The following is a 16,194-nucleotide window of genomic DNA, read 5'->3' on the forward strand; positions in this document are numbered from 1 at the left end:
GCCGGACGCGCATACGAGGGGCCGGCGGCGACGGTGGAGTACCACCGCTTCCCGCTGAAAGGACAGGCAAGGGCCGTGTTCGTCGCCTGGAGAGACCTGAAGTTCGCCAAGGGGCGCTTCGCCCTGATGGGGACCGTCATCGTACTGATCACCCTGCTGGTCGGGTTGCTGTCCGGGCTCACGGCCGGACTGGGCCGGCAGAACGTCTCCGCGATCACAGGGCTGCCCGCCGACAAGGTCGCCTTCCAGGCGCCCGGCGGCGGAGGGGACCTGTCGTACTCCGGCTCCACCGTCACCGAGCGGCAGTGGCGGCGGTGGTCCAAGGCGCCTGGCGTCGAGAGCGCCGAGCCGCTGGGGATCGCCACGGCCAGGGCCACCGCCGCCGGCAAGAGCGCCGGGGTCTCCGTCTTCGGCGTCGAGCCCGGCTCCCGCCTCGCCCCCGACAGCAGCGAGATCGACAGCCGGTCGGTGGTGCTGTCCACCGCGGCGGCCGACGACCTCGGCGTGAGAACCGGCCACTTCCTCACCCTGGCCGGGCAACGGCTGAAGGTGGCCGCCGTCAAGGGCGACGCCTACTTCAGCCACACCCCGGTCGTCTGGACCAGCCTGGCCACCTGGCAGAAGACCGCGCCGCCCGCCGGCAGCGGTGACGGCCCGACCGCCACCGTCATCGCCCTGAACACCACCCCGGGGGCCGACGTGGCGGCCACCGACGAGCAGGCCGGCACCAAGACCGTCACCACCGGCGACTCGCTGTCCGCCATCGGCTCCTACGCCTCCGAGAACGGCTCCCTGCAGCTGATGCGGGGCTTCCTGTTCGCCATCTCCGCACTCGTCATCGGCGCCTTCTTCACCGTGTGGACCATCCAGCGCAGCGGTGACGTCGCCGTCCTCAAGGCCCTCGGCGCCTCCACCGCCGGTCTCCTCAAGGACGCCCTCGGCCAGGCCGTCGTCCTGCTCATCGGCGGCACCCTGACCGGCACCGGTGTCGCCACAGTCCTGGGAGCGATCGTGGCCGGCTCGGCCGTGCCGTTCCTCCTCACCCCCGCCACCGTCCTGCTCCCGGCCGCCGTGATGATCCTCCTCGGCGCCCTGGGAGCCGCCCTGTCCATCCGCCGCATCATCTCCGTCGACCCGCTGATCGCCCTGGGGAGCGTCCGATGAGCCTGACCCTGACCGACATCACCCTCACCTACCCCGACGGCGACACCCGGCTGACCGCACTCGACAAGGTCAGCCTGGGGGTCCCCGACGGCAGCGTGACCGCCGTCATCGGCCCCTCCGGCTCCGGCAAGTCCAGCCTCCTGGCCGTGGCCGCCACCCTCATCACCCCCGACTCCGGCACCGTCACGGTCGACGGCACCTCCACCACCGGCATGAGCCATGGCGAGCTGACCGAACTGCGCCGCCACAAGATCGGCATCGTCTTCCAGCAGCCCAACCTGCTGCCCTCCCTCACCGCCGCCGAACAGCTCCAGGTCATGGCCCGGATCGACGGCCGCAGCCCCGCCAGGGCCCGCGCCCGCTCCCTCGAACTCCTCGACGCCGTCGGCCTGGCTGACGGGGCTCGCCGCCGGCCCCACCAGCTCTCCGGCGGCCAGCGCCAGCGTGTCAACATCGCCCGCGCCCTGATGAACGAACCCACCGTCCTCCTGGTCGACGAACCGACCAGCGCCCTCGACCACGAACGCGGCGCCGCCGTCATCGACCTGATCACCCGCCTGACCCACCAGCGGGCCACCGCCACCGTCCTGGTCACCCACGACCGCACCCACCTCACCGCCGCCGACCAGATCGCCGAAGTCCACGACGGAAGGCTCGCCCTCCCGGCAGCGACCCACCGGCCCGTGGAGCAGGAGGCCCCCGTGCACCGGCTTCGCTGACCCTCGCTCCGCCGAGCCATGCCCGGGCGGCGGCGACGCCGGAGGAGGCGGCGGTGGACGACCGCCGGCGGCCCCGGGGCGCCGGCGGCCTGAGCCTCCGCGGGGTGGCTGAGGCTACCGACCAGCGGGCCGTTCCCGCTGATCGGAGCGGTTCTGGTCGGTTAGTAAGGGGGCCCTGAGCAGGCAAGTTGCGACGAATTCCAATCAATCATTTGATTGACGATGCGGATCGGGCGTGGATAGCATCCGCGCCATGGCCACTCGACGTGTGTTGACCGCCTGCCTGATGGTGTCGTCTGTGTTCCTTGCCGCGTGTGGCGGGAACGGAGGCGCAGCCAGTGGCGGCGCATCTGCGAAGAACGACGACATGACGATCCTGCGCTCCGCCGACATCGACGGATGGGATCCCGACGGCGCCAAACTGGTCGCCACCTACGTGACAATCCCCAACGTGCTGGAGGGCCTTGTCAGAGTCGGCAAGGACGGCGTGACGATCGAACCGGCGCTCGCCGAGTCGTGGAAGTTCGACGCCGCGACGTCCTCCTACACCTTCACCCTCCGCCAGGGGCTGACGTTCAGCGACGGAAAGCCGCTCACCGCGGAGGACGTCGCCTTCTCGGCCACCGAGTGGGCGGCGGGGAAGAGACTGGGGGTCTTCTTCTCCGACATCAAGGCCGCGACGGCGGTGGACCGGCGCACCGTCAAGATCACTCTGAACCGGCCGAGCACCTTCCTGCTCGACTGGCTCGCCAGCGGCATCGCGCCCGTGGTGCCCGAGAACTACGGGGGCAAGACCCGGGATGCGTTCTACAAGGCGCCTGTCGGCGCCGGGCCGTACGTGGTCGAGTCCTACACGCCCGGCCAGCAGACGGTTCTGGTCCGCAACGGCAGGTACCACGGCCCGACTCCCGCCACGGTCCGCAAGGTCACGTACAAGACCGTGGCCGACGCGTCCCAGGAACTCGCCCAGTTCAAGAGCGGCCAGGCGGACATCATCGAGAACATCGATCCGCTGCTCGCCGGACAACTCGACAAGAGCCAGCGGCAGACGGTGAATCCTGCGTCGAAGAACGTCGACATCGTCTTCAACTTCAACTCCGGGCTCGGGCGGGATCTTTCCTTCCGGCAGGCGGTGAACCACGCGATCGACCGAGACCAGTTGGTGAAGATCGCCTACGGCGGCCTGGCCACCCCGGCCAAGGGCATCGTGCCGCCCGGCACGATCGGCTCGGTCGGCTGCGGCTGTGACACCTACGGGTACGACCCCGCCGCGGCCAAGGCGTCCCTGGCGGCCTCGTCGTACAAGGGGAAGAAGCTCCGGCTCATCACCCAGGCGACCAGCGGCGAATCCCCGCAGGTCGAGCTCATCCGGGCCGGCCTCGAGGCCGTCGGCATCCACGTCACCGTGGAGCAGCTCGACATCCAGGTGCTGTTCGAGAAGGTCAGGAGCGGCCAGTACGACATCGGCATCGGCAACTACAGCAACGTGTCGCCGACCGCAGGTGACGTGATCAAGTACATGGGCGCCACCGGGTTCTTCAGCACCGGCGCACCCGCCGACGAGGTGCTGAAGGACTTCGCCGACTTCTCGGTCGCGCCCGACGCCGACGCCAAGGGCGCGGCGGTGCGCGCGCTGGAGAAGTGGGCGGCGGACACGCTGCCGATCGTCCCGGTGGTCTCCACGGCGCTCGTCGTCCCGGTGAGCAGCCGCGTGCACGGACTCCAGGTCCGACCCTACGGCCGGTACTACCTCTCCGAGTTGTCGGTCGGCTGAGCCGATGCGTGTCGCTCGAATCCTTCTCCGCCGCGTCGCCGGCGCCGTGCCGCTGCTGGTGGCCCTGCTGCTGCTCACCGTGGCGCTGCAAGCGATCACCCCGGGGGACCCCGCCCAAGCCATAGCGGGCCCCCGGGCCGGCGACGAGGTGCTCGCCGCGGTCCGTGCCGAGTACCACCTCGACGACGGGATCATGCGGCAGTTCGCTTCCGCGGTCGGCCGGATGACCTCCGGCGATCTCGGTACCTCGAACATCGTCCACGTTCCGGTGACCACACTGATCGCCGAACGGGCGCCCCAGACCCTCTGGCTGGCAGGCGCGGGACTGCTCGTGTCGGCACTGGCGGCGGTGCCGATCGGGCTGTGGGCCGGCACCAGCCGACGGCGCTGGGCCCGGGACCTGGTCGACCAGATGAGCCTCGTGTGGATGAACCTGCCCACCTACTGGCTCGCCCTGGTCGCCGTGCTCGTCCTCGCCCTGGGCCTCGGCTGGTTCCCGGTGGGCGGGGCCGGCGAGGGCCCGGCCGACCGGCTCTGGCACCTGGTTCTGCCGACCCTGGTGATCGGGGCCGCCGTCGTCCCCGTCCTCGCCCGCAGCCTGTCCGAGTCGGTGGCGCGGGTGATGCACGCGGACCACGTGGTCACCGCCCGGGCCGCCGGCCTGAGGCGGCGGACCGTGGTGCGCCGCCACGTCCTGCGCAACGCGCTGCCACCGATGGTCACCCTGCTCGGTCTGCAGGCGGGCTACATCGTATTCGGCCTGGTCATGGTCGAGTCGAGCTTCGGGATCAGCGGGCTGGGGACGCTGCTGTTCGAGTCGGTCCGCGAGCGCGACTTCCCCGTCGTGCAGGGACTCACCCTGGTGCTCGGCGTGTGCGTGGTGCTGGCGAATCTGCTTGCCGACCTGGTGGTCGCCGTGCTCGATCCGAGGTGGTCGCTGTGAAAACGCTGCGCAGGGCGCTTCTCTCACCATCCGGAGCGGTGACGGTGCTGCTGGCCGTCCTCGCCCTCACGGCCCCCTTGCTGTGGCCCCGCCCCAGAGCCGTCGGCACGGACGGCATGGTCGGCCCGCGGTGGGACCACCCCTTCGGCACCACGCTGCTCGGTCAGGACGTCCTCGCCCAGGTAGCGCACTCGCTGCGGGTCGACCTCCTGCTCGGCGTGCTCGCCGTTCTGGTCTCCGCCTCCGTCGGTGTGCTGCTCGGCGGCCTGGCCGGCTACCTGGGCGGCTGGGCCGACCGGATGTTCGTCGCCGTCGCCGACCTCACCCAGGCCCTGCCGGTCGCGCTCATCCTGATCGCCCTGGCGTTCGCGCTCGGCCCGGGGGCGTCGACCATCATCGTCGGGTTCGCCCTGCTGGGCTGGCTTCCGTACGCACGCCTGGCCCGGACCGAGGTTGCCCGGGTGCGCGGTCTCGAGTACGTGCACGCGGCGGAACTCATGGGTCTGCCGAAGCGGACCGTCGCGCTGCGGCACGTCGCGCCGAACAGTTTCGACCAGGTCCTGGTGTACGCGGCCGCACACGTCGGCGTCGCCGTGCAGACCATCGCCGCCCTCGCGTTCATCGGCGTGGCGCTGCCGGACGGCACCCTGGAGATCGGCCGCATGATCGCCACCGGTGCGCCCCGGCTGGGGACCGCGTGGTGGCTGACCGTCTTCCCGGGCTTCGCCCTCGTCGTGCTGGGCGTTGCGACGGGGCGGCTGGCCCGTCGCTTCGGCGCCCCGCTGAAGGAGTACCAGTGACGTCGGAGACCATCGTGGCCCGCGGCCTGAGCATCACCTCCGCTGCGGGGGAGCTGGTGCACGGGGCGGGCCTGAGGCTGCGCCGCGGCCGCTGCACCGGCATCATCGGGGAGTCGGGCAGCGGAAAGACCATGACCATGAGATCGCTCATGGGCCTGCTGCCGGAAGGAGTCCGGCTGTCCGCCGGGCGGATCGAGGTGGACCTGGACGGCAGCGGTTCGCGGGTCGTCGACGATCCCGGTGAACTGTGCGGCCGTGGCCTGTCGATGGTGTTCCAGGACCCGCTGGCCTCGCTCGACCCGACGATGCGGGTCGGGACGTTCGTCGCGGAGGTGGCGGCGAGCGCGGCCGGGGCCGGCCGCCGGCAGGCACGGGCGGCGGTCGCCGGACTGTTCTCGGAGGTCGGGTTCCACGATCCCGAGCGGATCGCCGCGTCCTTCCCCCACCAGCTGTCCAACGGGCAGCGCCAGCGGGTCGTGCTGGCCATCGCGCTGGCGTCCAACCCGTCGGTCCTGCTGTGCGACGAGGCCACGTCCGCGCTCGACGTCACGACCCAGGCCCAGATCGTCGACCTGCTCGGTGAGCTGCGCTCGCGGCGGGGGCTGTCGGTCGTCTTCGTCACCCACGACCTGGCGGTCGCCCGGCAGACCGTCGACGACGTCGTGGTGATGTTCGCCGGCCGTGTGGTCGAGGTCGGTGACATCGACACCGTGCTGCGGCGGCCACGCCACCCCTACACCCGTTCGCTCATCGAGGCGTACTCGACGGGCCGGGCCGATCCCGCGGCAGGCACCCCGGTGCGGCACGGACCCGGGGCCGACCGCGGCTGCCGCTACCGCCGGCGTTGCGCGCAGGCGGTGGAGGAGTGCGCGGCCTCCCTGCGGCCGCTGGACCCGGTGACCATCCGGGTCGGCAGCGCCTGCATCCGTGACGACCGGGACGAAGAGCCGTGGAGTGTGGAATGACCTTGTCGACCCGTCAGGTGCTGTCCGTCCGGGAACTGTCGGTACGGTACGGGACTCGAACGTGGTTCGGGCGCCAGCGGCTCACCGCCGTGCAGGACGTGTCCTTCGACGTCGCCCCCGGCAGGGTGGTGGCGCTGGTGGGGGAGTCGGGCTGCGGTAAGTCCTCCATCGCCCGGTCGATCGTCGGGCTCACCCCGGTGGCCGCCGGCGGCGTGTATGTCGGGGACACCCCGCTCGGGCGCCGCCGCAGGCCCGCCGACCGGCTCGCGGTACAGATGATCTTCCAGAACCCCCGGGCCTCGCTGAATCCCCGGCGGACGGTGCGGGACGCGCTGCTGGAGGCGCTGAGGGTGGCCGGCCGCACCCGCCGGGTCGATACCGGGCGGGAGCTGGGGGAGCTGCTCGGGTCGGTGTCGCTGGCCGAGAACCTCCTCGACCGCCGCCCCGCAGAGCTGTCCGGAGGCCAGTGCCAGCGTGTGGCGATCGCCCGTGCGCTGGCACTGCGGCCGCGGTTCCTGCTGGCCGACGAGGCGACCACCGCGCTGGACGCCACCGTCGCGGCCGGCACGGTCGCCCTGTTCCGGCAACTGGCGGACGAGCGGGGGCTCGGCGTTCTGCTCATCACCCATGACCTGCGGACCGTCGAGTGGATCGCCGACGAGGTCGCCGTGATGTACCTCGGCCGCATGGTCGAGTACGGCCCCGCCGCGGAGGTGCTCACCCGGCCGCGCCACCCGTACACCGCGTGCCTGATGGACGCGCGTCCCGCCCTGGACGCCGGGCCGCGACGGCGCCTCGCGCTGCGTGGGGAGGCCGACGCCGACGTGCGCGAGGGATGCGCGTTCGCGCCGCGCTGCCCGCGCCCCTTTGGACCGTGCCGGTCCGTCCGCCCCGAACTGTCGCCGGGACCGCACCGGCTGGCATGCCACCACCCGTTCGACCGCGACCACGCGATCGAGCCGGAAGACGAGGAGAGCGATGCACATCGCGTTGTTGGTCCCTGACGAGCTGCCGACCGCCCAGGACTTCGTGGGGCCCTGGGAGGTGCTGTCCCGGTGGCCCGGCAGGTCGTCACTGCGACTGGTCACGAGCCGGCCCGGACTGGTGCGCTGCGACAGCGGGATGGAGGTGAACATCCCCACCGGCCTCGACGAGGTGCCCCACCCGGACGTCGTGGTCGTGCCCGGCGGCTCGGACCCGTATGCGGCCATGGCGGACGAGGACGCGATCGCCTGGCTGAGGCAGGTGGCTCCCGGGGTGAAGTGGTTCGGCGGCGTCTGCACCGGCGCGGCGGTCCTCGCGCGCGCCGGGCTGCTCGACGGGCGCCCCGCCACCACCCACTGGGTGTTCCGCGACGAACTGCGCGCCCTGGGGGCCGATGTGCGCGAGGAACGCGTCGTCGTGTCGGGGAACGTGATCACCTCCGGCGGCGTCACCTCGGGGATCGACATGGCGCTCACCATGACCCTGCTGGAGCACGGCCGGGAGATCGCGGAGGCCGTCCAGCTCTCGCTCGAGTACGACCCGGCGCCTCCCACCGACTCCGGGAGCCCGGAGAAGGCGCGGCCGCAGGTGCGGTCGCTGGTCCAGGACACGCTCACCGCGAGCGTGCTGTCGAAGAACCCGGCCCGAAAGGCGGCACAGTGATGTGGGGTCCGTTCAGCACCGCGCTCGAGTGGGCAGCCGCCATCCGGGCCAAGCAGGTCAGCCCGCTGGAGGTGCTGGACCTGTACCTCGGCCGTATGGACCGGCTCGCGCCCCCGCTCAACGCCTTCCTCTTCCGGGCCGACGACGAGGCGCGGGTCACGGCGAAGGCGATGGGGGACCGGCTGGCCCGGGACACCGACGGCCTCCCCCCGTTCTTCGGCGTTCCGCTGCCCGTCAAGGGACTGAACGACGTGCGGGGTTGGACGAACCGCTACTGCTCGTTCGGCACGCCCGACGTTCCTGCGGCCGACGACGACCCGTACGTGGCCCGGCTGCGGGCCGCCGGGTTCGTGTTCACCGGCCTGACCACGTCACCCGAGTTCGGATCGGTCTCGGTCACCGAGTCCGCGCTGTACGGGGCGACCCGCAACCCGTGGGACCCGTCCCGGTCGCCCGGTGGTTCGAGTGGCGGTGCCGCCGCGGCGCTCGCCGCCGGTCTCGCACCGATCGCCCACGGCAGCGACGGCGGCGGCTCGATCCGTGAACCCGCCTCGTTCACCGGGCTGGTCGGGCTGAAGGCGAGCCGCGGCCGGGTCACCGACGTCCACACCCCCATGCCCGGCTTCGCGACGGACGGGGTGCTCAGCCGGACGGTCGCCGACACGGCGGCGGCCCTCGACGTGCTCGCCGTGGTGGACGAACGGCGCTGGTACGTCGTGCCCGCGCCGGAGCGGCCCTTCACCGAGGCGGTCGAGCGGGATCCGCAGCCGATGCGTATCGGCGTCTTCCGGCGGCCCGGATTCCCGGTGGACGTCGAGAACGAGGCGCTCGCCGCCGTTCAGGGCGCCGCGGACCTGCTGGCCGGCCTCGGCCACGACGTGGTCGAGATCGAACTGCCCGGTTTCGACCAGGAGCTCTTCCAGGACCTGTTCACCAGGATCTGGACCGCGTCGCACGGTGACTTCCCCGGCGTCGACTTCGCGAGGACCGAGCCGCTGACCCGCGAACTGCACCGGCGCGCCCAGCAGTTCACGGCCGCGGAGGTGCTCGGGGTGATCGCACGGATGCAGCGGCTGACCGCGCAGTGCCTGGAGCCGTGGACGAGCGGCGAGGTGGACGTCGTCATCACCCCGGGTACGCCGTCGGGACCGCCGCCGATCGGCTGGCTCTTCGAGGACGCCGAGCACGACCCGATGTCCGTGCTGCTCCGGGCTTACCACCATGCGGGCTTCACCGCGCCGTTCAACATGCTCGGCACGCCGGCGATCATGCTCCCTCTGCACATGAGGGCCGACGGGCTGCCCGGCGGGGTGCAGTTCGTCGGCGGCCCGCGGGCCGACTGGCAGCTGCTCCGGCTGGCCGCCCAGGTCGAACGGGCGGCGCCGTGGCGCGACCGGGTGCCGGCGATGGCGGCCGACTGACCTGGCCGGGGCACATCTGACGGGGGCCGGTGCGGGTGCGCTCCCCCCGGACCGGTCCCCGGGAGCGCCGTGCAGCGGTGGCCGGGGACAGGGGCGCGCCGACTGCTAGCGTGCAGTCCTGCCGGGATGCCCAACGCCCCACCGCCGTGCGCACCCGACGGTACAACCGACTCTCGACCCGGAGCGAACCATGGCTACCCAGGCCACCACTGACGAACGCATCTGGCAGGCGGCGTTGACGCTGTTCGCGAGACAGGGCTTCGCCGGTACGACCACGCGCGACATCGCGGACGCGTCGGGCCTCACTCCCGGATCGCTGTACCACTACATGGGCTCGAAGGACGACCTGCTGAAACAGGTGATGTTCGGCGCCATGTCGGGTCTGCTGGCCGCCTCCCGCACGTCCGCCGACGCCACCCGCGATCCGGTGTCCACGATCGCCGGGCTCGTCCGACTCCACGTCGCGGTGCACGCCCGGCACCGGTTCGAGGCCAAGGTGGTCGACCGCGAGATCGAGCAGCTGGGCCGGGCGAACCGCAGGAAGATCACGGCGATGCGCGACGAGTACGAGACGCTGTGGCGGTCCGCGATCGCCGCGGGGATCGAGAATTCGGACTTCCAGGTGCGCGACCCCCACCTTGCGACGCTCGCACTGCTCGGCATGTGCACCGAGGTCGCGACGTGGTACCGGCCGCGTGGCCCGAGGTCCCCGGAGGCCCTGGGCCTGGAGTTCGCGGACATGAGCCTGGCGCTGCTGCGGGCCACCGACGGGGCCGGCCGTCCGGTGTCCGCCGGCGACCTCCGTCTGCCCGAACTCGGCCCGCTGCTGGCCATCTACGAGGAGCGCGGCGGGCACGGCATGGTCGGAGCCAAGGCGGCTTCGCGGAGCGGCGTCTGACCGTCTGACCGTCTCAGTCGAGTGCGGCCCGTCCATGGGCCGCATCCGGCAGGGCGGGCGATCGCCCCGGCTCAGGCCACCGGTTCGCAGGCCAGCAGCCGGGGCCGCAGTTCAGGGTCGGCGGCATGGGCGGTGGGGGCGGTGCAGCGCACCAGGTTGAAGCTCAGCCGTACGAAGATCTCCTGGATGCGTTCCAGGTCGTAGGGGCCGCCGGGCACGTACCAGTGCGCGACGCCGTTGCACATCTCGACCAGCGCCAGGCGCGCGACCGACACGTCGTCGACGTCGAAGACGCCGTCGCGCACGCCGTCCTCCAGCGCCGCGGTCCAGAAGCGCTCGTAGCCGTCACGCTTCTCCACCATCGCCCGGCGGTGCTCCTCGGGCAGCAGGCGCAGCTCGCCGTCGACCACCTGGGCCGTGCGGGGGTTGGTCGCCTGCACCGCGACGTGGGCGCGGACCAGGGCTTCCAGCCGCTGCGCCGGGCCGCGGTCACCCGAGGTCGCCGCGGCGGCGATCCGCAACAGCTCGTCGAGCGCGCAGTGCATCACCGACTCGAGGAGTTCCATCTTGCTGGACACGTGCAGATAGAGCGCACCCGAGGTGACGCCTGCCGCCGCCGCGATGTCGCGGATGCTGGTGGCCGCGTACCCGCGGTCGGCGAACACGCCGACGGCGGCCTGCTGGATGCCCGCCAAGCTGGTCAATCCGCGATCCCGTCCCACGCGGCGATCCCCCTTTCGGGGCATCACTATAGCCACCGCTGAACCCCGGCCACGGGAGGCCGACCCATTGACCCGTCCACCGCACCGGGGTATGTTCCGGCTCACTAATCAAATGATTAGTTGAGAGTCGGTGGCGTGGTCCACCAAGAGCCCCGGAGTGGCCGTGAGCACGCTGCGCACCGTCCGAGGAGACATACCGGCCGAGCGGATCGGCCACATCCAGCCCCACGAGCACGTGCTGTGCGATCTCGCCGGCTCGGGCTTCCAGCAGGGCACGGTCATCTCCTCCGACGAGGAGATCCGGCTGGACAACCACTACGAGATCCGGCGCCACCACTCGGCCTACGACCTCGTCCTGGACGACGTCGAGGTCGCCGTCGCCGAATTCGCCGCCTACGCGGCGCAGGGCGGGAGCGCGGTGGTGGACGCCACCAGCATCGGCCTAGGCCGGCGCCCGGAGGGGCTGGTCGAGGTCTCCGAGCGGACCGGCGTGCACATCGTCATGGGATGCGGCTGGTACCACCAGGACTACTACCCTCCCGTGGACGACGCGGCGTCACCCGTCGGGCGCTCCCGCCAGGACCTGGCCGAGGAGATCCACCGCGACGTCGTCGAAGGCGTCGGCGAGCGCCGCATCAGGGCCGGAGTCATCGGCGAGATCGGGCTGAGCTGGCCGGTCGCGCCGACCGAGCGCAAGGTGCTGCAGGCCGCCGCCGACGCCCAGCGTTCCACCGGTGCCGCGCTGCTGGTGCACCCCGGCCGCAACGCCGAGGCCCCCCTGGACGCGATGCGCATCGTCCGAGACGCCGGCGGCGACTGCTCACGCGTGATCATGAGTCATATCGACCGGACGCTCTTCGACCACGAGTCGATGCTGCGCCTCGCGGAGACCGGCTGCTACCTCGAGTTCGACCTGTTCGGCCAGGAGTCGAGCTACTACCCCCTGGCCGAGATCGACATGCCCAACGACGCCACCCGCGTCGACCACCTGATCCGCCTCGCCGAGGCCGGCCACGGCCGCCGTCTGCTGGTCGCTCAGGACATCTGCAGCAAGACGCACCTGCAGACGTACGGCGGGGAGGGCTACGGCCACCTCATCCGCAACGTGCTCCCGCTGATGCGCCGCAAGGGGATCGACGAGGAGACCATCGCCGACCTCACCGTACGCAACCCCCGCACGGCATTGGAGATCCCCTCATGACCACTCTCGCCCCGCCGGTCCCCAGAACCGGGGGAAGACCCCTGATCGGCGCCGGAGTCGGCACCTTCATCGAGTTCTACGACTTCACCGTCTACGCGCTCACCGTTCCGGTCATCGCGGCCAGACTGTTCCCGGCCGGCGAACCGGGCGTCGCGGTGATCTCGGCGTTCGCCGTGTACGGCGTCGCGTTCGTGGTCCGGCCGCTCGGCGGCATCGTGTTCGGTCCGATCGGCGACCGCCACGGACGGCGCCGGGTGCTCGCCCTGGTCCTCACCCTGATCGGCGTGGCGACCGCGCTGATCGGCGTCCTGCCGACCTACGCCGAGATCGGCGTGATGGCACCGGTCCTGCTCGTCGCGCTGCGGCTGCTGCAGGGGCTGTCGGCCGGCGGCGAGGTCATCAGCGCCACGTCCTTCGCCATGGAACACGCACCGGCGAACCGGCGCTCGACGTGGATCTCCAGCGTGGTGGCCACCTCAGCGGTCTCCGCCGTCGCCGGACTGCTCGTCGTGCTCGGGCTGACCGGGGTGATGTCCTCCGCGGCGTTCTCCTCCTGGGGCTGGCGACTGCCGTTCCTGATCGCGCTGCCACTGAGTCTCATCGGCCTCTACATCCGGCTGCGCACCGACGAGAGCCCGGAGTACGAGCGGGCCAGGCAGGCGGACGCGCTGAGTCCGGCGCCGGTGCGGGAGGCCGTGCTCGGCAACGCGAAGTCCATCCTCATCGCCTTCGCCCTGGCCGCGATGAGCAACCTCGGCTTCTACTACATGACGGGCTACTTCCCGACCTACCTCCAGGTCAACGCCCACCTGTCCCGGACCGCGGCACTGACGGCGAACGGGGTGGGACTGGTCGTGTTCGCGCTGTCCATCCCACTGTTCGGCCTGCTGGCCGACCGGTACGGGCGCCGGCCGGTGGTCCGCGCGGGCGCCGCACTGCTCGCGGTCACCAGCGTCCCCGCCTTCCTGCTGGCGGGCAGCGGCTCGGTGGCCGGCGCGGTCGCCGGCCCGCTGCTGCTCGCCCTGAGCGTCGCCGTCTTCGGTGGCGGCAGCTTCGCCATGGTGCTCGAACTCTTCCCCACCCGCACGCGGGTGAGCGGCGCCGCCATCGGCTACAACCTCGGCACGCTGCTCGGCGGCACGGCACCGCTGGTGGCCAGCGTCCTGGTGCAGGCGAGCGGAAGCCCCACCGCTCCGGGCTACTACATCGCCGGCGTCGCCTGCCTCGTCCTCCTCACCGCACTCTTCATTCCCGAGACCCAGAAAGCCGACATTCATGCCTGATCTGCCCATCGTCCTGGACGCACGAGTCCGCCTGCCCATCGACCGCCGGTCGCCCACGGCAGCGCCGCCCGCGGCGCTGCGCCGGCAGCGGTACGACCAGGTGCTCGGAATGTCCGCCAAGCTCGGGGCCGGCACGGTGCCCGCGCTGCTGGCGGGGATGCGTGAACAGGGCGTCGGACAGGCCGTGGTGCACGCCGAGTACGAGGGCGGCGAGGATGCCGCCGCCCTCAACGCCGCGACGGCGGAACTGGTATCGGAGCACCCGGCCACCCTGTCCGGATTCGGTACGATCACGATGCCGCCTCCGGCCGGCGGTTCCGGTGCGCGCGAGGTGCAGGACTGCGCCGATCTCGGACTGGTCGGGGTGAACATCCAGCCGGCCTTCTCCGGCATGGACATCCACGATCGGCGGCTCTACCCCGCGTACGCCAGGGCCGAGGAACTCGGCCTGATCGTCGCGCTGCACACCGGGATCAACTACTCGCGGGTGTACCCGATGGGCCACGAGCGGCCGGAGTTCCTCGACCAGGTCGCCTGCGACTTCCCCGATCTGCGGATCATCGCCTGCCACGGGGGCTGGCCGTGGGTCACCGAGTACTGCGCGGTCGCCCGCCGCCATCCCACCGTCTACCTGGAACTGGGCGGTATGGCACCGAAGTACGTGATGAAGCCGGGCACCGGATGGGACACCCTCGCCGGTTACCTCAACAACGTGCTGCGGGAGCAGGTCCTGTTCGCCACCGACTGGCCCATCTTCTCCCACGAACGCGCGGTGTCCGAGTGGCGCGAGGCCGGCCTGCGGCCGGAGACACTGGAGTCCCTGCTGTCGGCCAACGCCCGGAAGCTGTTCGGCGAGCCGGGGCTTCGCCGTCCGTGAACGAGACCCGCACCACCGAGGTCCGCACGGCTGAGACCGAGACGACTGAGACCGAGACGACCGAGACCACCGAGACCGAGACCACCGAGACCGAAACCACTGAGACCCACATGACCAACACCCAGACGACTGTCCCCGAAGCGCTGGCCAGGGCCGCGCGCAAGTGGGGAACCCGGCCCGCGCTGCTGTGCGAGCGGCGCGGGCAGTCGGCCACCTTCGGCGAACTCGACGCACTGGTCGACCGGCTGGCCGCAGGGCTGCGCGCCCGGGGCGTGGGCCCGGGCGACCGCGTGGCGGTCATGTTCCGCAACGACCTGGAGTTCCCGGTGAGTTGGCTCGCCATCCTGCGCGCGGGAGCCGCCATGGTCCCGCTCAACGTGCGTCTCGCCGCAGCCGACCTGGCATCGATCGTCCAGGTGGCGCGGCCGGCCCTGGTGCTGGCGGACGAGGAGTTCGCCGACGTGCTCGACGAGGCGCTGGACGGCGCTGCCCCGTGCCGTCTGTTCCACACCGCCGCCGCCGGACTCGCCGACCTGAGGCAGCAGATCGACATCCTGCTGCCCGGCACCGGACAGCAGGAGGGGCCGGTCGAGCCGCCGCGCCCGGAGTCACTCGCGAATGTCCAGTTCACCTCCGGCAGCACCGGGCTGTCCAAGGGCTGCCTGCTGTCACACCGGTACTGGCTGACCCTGGCCGAGACGGTGCGCCGGCACGGACCGAGGCTGGGGCACGACGACGTCCTGCTGACCGCCCAGCCCTTCTACTACATGGACCCGCAGTGGAACCTGGCCGCCTGCCTGCTCACCGGGGCACGGCTGGTCGTGCTGGAGCGCTTCCGGTCCGGGACCTTCTGGCGGTCGGTGCAGCGGCACGGGGCCACCTTCTTCTACTGCCTCGGCGTGATGCCGTCGATGCTGCTGCGCACGCCCAGGGTGCCCGGTGAGAACGTCTCCAAGGTCCGCTACATCGCCTGTTCGGCCATCCCGGACGGCCGGCACGCCGAACTGGAGGAGCGGTACGGCGCGCCGTGGCACGAACTGTACGGCAGCACGGAGACCGGCCTGGACATCCTGGTCGAGGCCGAGGACCACGACCGTGCCCGCGCCTCCGGCGCTCTCGGCCGGCCGATGCCCAACCGCGAGATCCGGGTGGTGGACGAGGCCGGCCGGCCGGTACCGCGGGGCACGGTCGGGCGCCTGGTGATCCGGGGTGTCGGGACGAGCGATGGCTACCTCGACTCCTCGACGGCCGGCACGATCGGCAACGGCTGGTACGTCACCGGCGACCTCGCCTCGATGGACGCCGACGGATTCGTCTACTTCGCCGGCCGGGAGAAGGACATCATCCGGCGCAGCGGCGAGAACGTCTCGGCCGCGCAGGTCGAGCAGGCCGTGCAGAGCCATCCGCTGGTACGGCTGTGCGCATGCGTGCCGGTGGCCGACGACGTCCGCGGTGAGGAGATCAAGGCGTACGTGGTTCCGCTGGAGGACGCCTCGGTCGAGGCCGCCGAACTTGTCGGGCATGCGCGGACCCGGCTGGCCGAGTTCAAGGTGCCCCGTTACTGGGAGTTCCGGTCCGGTCTGCCGCTCACCCCCTCGGACAAGATCGCCAAGGCCGAGTTGCGCAACGAGCCGGAGGGCGCACTCGGCCGTTGCTACGACGCGGTCGAGCAGGTGTGGCTGGAGCGGGTTCCCCCGCTGCCGGTGCCGGGCTCCTCCGGTCCGTCGCAACCCCTTCCGTCCGCCGGCTGAGCCGGCCGCGCCCAGACAAGGAACTACCT

General features: G+C 71.6%; 15 protein-coding genes. 14 read left to right on the forward strand and 1 reads right to left on the reverse strand.

Annotated elements, in window-relative coordinates:
- The first annotated feature begins 75 nt into the window (after positions 1 to 75).
- The 10 genes from ACZ79I_RS34730 to ACZ79I_RS34775 all read left to right on the forward strand — a co-directional run bounded on the left by ACZ79I_RS34730 (position 76) and on the right by ACZ79I_RS34775 (position 10,331).
- On the forward strand, positions 76 to 1,164 hold the full coding sequence (locus ACZ79I_RS34730; RefSeq protein ID WP_471502918.1) for an ABC transporter permease: 1,089 nt from the start codon (positions 76 to 78) through the stop codon (positions 1,162 to 1,164).
- On the forward strand, positions 1,161 to 1,883 hold the full coding sequence (locus ACZ79I_RS34735) for an ABC transporter ATP-binding protein (protein WP_471502920.1): 723 nt from the start codon (positions 1,161 to 1,163) through the stop codon (positions 1,881 to 1,883). Before ACZ79I_RS34730 ends, ACZ79I_RS34735 begins: the two co-directional genes overlap by 4 nt.
- 367 nt (positions 1,884 to 2,250) lie before the next feature.
- Positions 2,251 to 3,657, forward strand: coding sequence for an ABC transporter substrate-binding protein (locus tag ACZ79I_RS34740; RefSeq protein WP_471502922.1), 1,407 nt, complete (start codon positions 2,251 to 2,253; stop codon positions 3,655 to 3,657).
- Positions 3,658 to 3,661: 4 nt separating this feature from the next.
- On the forward strand, positions 3,662 to 4,600 hold the full coding sequence (locus ACZ79I_RS34745) for an ABC transporter permease (RefSeq protein ID WP_471502924.1): 939 nt from the start codon (positions 3,662 to 3,664) through the stop codon (positions 4,598 to 4,600).
- A gap of 38 nt (positions 4,601 to 4,638) precedes the next feature.
- Positions 4,639 to 5,400: an ABC transporter permease gene (locus ACZ79I_RS34750; RefSeq protein WP_471502926.1), complete on the forward strand. Its 762-nt coding sequence runs from the start codon at positions 4,639 to 4,641 to the stop codon at positions 5,398 to 5,400.
- Complete coding sequence (locus ACZ79I_RS34755; RefSeq protein ID WP_471502928.1) at positions 5,397 to 6,365, forward strand: ABC transporter ATP-binding protein; 969 nt, start codon at positions 5,397 to 5,399, stop codon at positions 6,363 to 6,365. The genes ACZ79I_RS34750 and ACZ79I_RS34755 overlap by 4 nt, the downstream gene beginning before the upstream one ends.
- A complete protein-coding gene (locus ACZ79I_RS34760) occupies positions 6,362 to 7,369 on the forward strand; it encodes an ABC transporter ATP-binding protein (protein ID WP_471502930.1) in 1,008 nt (335 codons plus the stop codon). The genes ACZ79I_RS34755 and ACZ79I_RS34760 overlap by 4 nt, the downstream gene beginning before the upstream one ends.
- Positions 7,344 to 8,012 (forward strand): DJ-1/PfpI family protein, encoded by a 669-nt coding sequence (locus ACZ79I_RS34765; RefSeq protein ID WP_471502932.1) that lies wholly within the window; start codon positions 7,344 to 7,346, stop codon positions 8,010 to 8,012. Before ACZ79I_RS34760 ends, ACZ79I_RS34765 begins: the two co-directional genes overlap by 26 nt.
- Positions 8,012 to 9,433 (forward strand): amidase, encoded by a 1,422-nt coding sequence (locus ACZ79I_RS34770; protein WP_471502934.1) that lies wholly within the window; start codon positions 8,012 to 8,014, stop codon positions 9,431 to 9,433. Before ACZ79I_RS34765 ends, ACZ79I_RS34770 begins: the two co-directional genes overlap by 1 nt.
- Positions 9,434 to 9,623: 190 nt before the next feature.
- Positions 9,624 to 10,331, forward strand: coding sequence for a TetR/AcrR family transcriptional regulator (locus ACZ79I_RS34775; protein ID WP_471502936.1), 708 nt, complete (start codon positions 9,624 to 9,626; stop codon positions 10,329 to 10,331).
- A 71-nt stretch (positions 10,332 to 10,402) separates the two neighbouring features.
- Here the strand turns inward: ACZ79I_RS34775 and ACZ79I_RS34780 are convergent, their stop codons facing one another.
- The gene (locus ACZ79I_RS34780) at positions 10,403 to 11,035 is read right to left on the reverse strand and encodes a TetR/AcrR family transcriptional regulator (RefSeq protein WP_471502938.1); all 633 of its coding nucleotides are present in this window, start codon (positions 11,033 to 11,035) and stop codon (positions 10,403 to 10,405) included.
- Between the two features lie 181 nt (positions 11,036 to 11,216).
- Between ACZ79I_RS34780 and ACZ79I_RS34785 the strand changes: the two genes are divergently transcribed.
- From ACZ79I_RS34785 to ACZ79I_RS34800, 4 genes are read left to right on the forward strand one after another with little or no spacing between them, the layout of a single operon-like run.
- Positions 11,217 to 12,254: a phosphotriesterase family protein gene (locus ACZ79I_RS34785; protein ID WP_471502940.1), complete on the forward strand. Its 1,038-nt coding sequence runs from the start codon at positions 11,217 to 11,219 to the stop codon at positions 12,252 to 12,254.
- Positions 12,251 to 13,537: an MFS transporter gene (locus ACZ79I_RS34790; protein WP_471502942.1), complete on the forward strand. Its 1,287-nt coding sequence runs from the start codon at positions 12,251 to 12,253 to the stop codon at positions 13,535 to 13,537. The genes ACZ79I_RS34785 and ACZ79I_RS34790 overlap by 4 nt, the downstream gene beginning before the upstream one ends.
- Entirely contained in the window at positions 13,530 to 14,414 is an 885-nt protein-coding gene (locus tag ACZ79I_RS34795) for an amidohydrolase family protein (RefSeq protein WP_471502944.1), read from the forward strand. The genes ACZ79I_RS34790 and ACZ79I_RS34795 overlap by 8 nt, the downstream gene beginning before the upstream one ends.
- The gene (locus ACZ79I_RS34800) at positions 14,411 to 16,165 is read left to right on the forward strand and encodes an AMP-binding protein (protein ID WP_471502946.1); all 1,755 of its coding nucleotides are present in this window, start codon (positions 14,411 to 14,413) and stop codon (positions 16,163 to 16,165) included. The genes ACZ79I_RS34795 and ACZ79I_RS34800 overlap by 4 nt, the downstream gene beginning before the upstream one ends.
- Positions 16,166 to 16,194 lie beyond the last annotated feature (29 nt).

The sequence above is a fragment of the Streptomyces sp. PSU-S4-23 genome, assembly GCF_055632315.1.